Raw genomic sequence first — 1445 nt, forward strand, 5'->3', positions numbered from 1 at the left:
CCCGTGACCCCGCCCGCCGGCCCTAGGGGCGGGTGGTGAGCCGCAGGGCGCTGGTGTTGTCGGCCTGGGAGGGGTCGAGGGCCGAGGAAGCGGCGTGCGCGACGACGCGCAGGGACGCCCCTGCGTCCCGGGCGACGGCGATCGTGGCGGTGACGCGCACCGGCCGGCGCGGGTGGAGGGCGGGGATCGTGCAGGCGGACCTGGCGGGCTCGCGTACGCAGCCGCCGCCGGTCGTGGTGAGGCTCGTGCCGGGCGGCAGGGTGAGGGTGACGGGTACGCGGGCGGCGGCCATCAGCCCACGCAGCCGGACGGTGGCCGTGACGGTGGCGGTGGCGCCGCGCCTGACCGGTTTCGCGGGCCCTTTGAGCGTGACGGACAGGGCGTCGTACACACCGCTCGGGTCGGCCCGGCGGACGATGGCGCCGTAGCCTTCCGCGTTGAGGGCGTTGGCGACGGCGTTGCCCGCGGCGTAGCCGTCCTCCTTGCCCGCCGACAGCACCCCGACCAGGTCTCGGGTGCCCTGGATGAGCCACGGCCCGCCGCTGTGGCCCTTGTGCAGGTGGCAGTTGTGCGTCTCCAGCCGTCCCGGCCGCAGCGCCGTCGTGCCGGCCCGGCCGGTGGACAGTCCGGCGGGCAGTCCGGCGGGCAGTCCGGCGGGCAGTCCGGCGGGCAGGGCGGCGGGGAGGGTGGCGCCGAGCACCATGCCGGTGGCCTGGCGGGTGCGGCCGAGGCACCAGAGCTGGTCCCGCCCGTCGTACGGCCGCCGGCCGGGCACCCCGGGATAGCCCCTGGTGACGACGGTGTGCCTGCCGCCCTGGCTGCGCATCGGGGTGAAGGCGCCGACGGTCTTCTGGAGGGTGTGCTCGCGCCGGCCGACCTCGATGAGGGCGATGTCGTAGACGGAGTTCCAGTCGCCGCCGGTCAGGCCGGTGTAGCCGTCGGGTTTCCAGGCTCGCCGGCCGCCCCACCGCCCGTACGGCTCGCGTTTCTTGACCGTGTCGGCCCGCCCGTCGTAGGCGGGGACGAACGCGAAGCGCTGGTGCCAGCGGCCGGCCGCCGCACCGGCGGGGACGCTGTAGACGCAGTGGGCGGCGGTGACGACGAGTGTTTGCGCGGCGGAGCGGACGACGGAGGCGCTGCAGGAGTCGCCCTGCCCGCCGGAGTTGACGAAGAAGAGCCTGCCGGTGATCCGGCTGCCTGCGGCGCGTGTGTACGGCCGTCGCACGCGGGCGTATCCGTTGTCGTCGCTGCCAGGGGTGAGGCGCTTGGAGGCGGGAACGCTGTGCCGCCGGGTGCCGGCGAAGTTGGCCGTGCCTCGCCTGGGGGCGGTCACGGTCTCCGGCAGGTTCGCGGCGGCCTGCCGCTGGTGGGTCCAGTAGCGTACGGCGTGTCGCGGGCGCATGAGCGGCGAGGACACGGCGCCGGGGTGTGCCCGGGTCTGGACG

Annotated in this window: 1 protein-coding gene; it reads right to left on the minus strand. The window is 75.8% G+C overall.

Annotated elements, in window-relative coordinates; translation table 11 throughout:
- Positions 1-22 precede the first annotated feature (22 nt).
- On the minus strand, positions 23-1445 hold a 1423-nt coding region (locus tag E1295_RS48095; RefSeq protein ID WP_220449273.1), incomplete at its 5' end, for a trypsin-like serine peptidase.

It is taken from the genome of Nonomuraea mesophila, assembly GCF_004352805.1.
Classification (GTDB): domain Bacteria; phylum Actinomycetota; class Actinomycetes; order Streptosporangiales; family Streptosporangiaceae; genus Nonomuraea; species Nonomuraea longispora.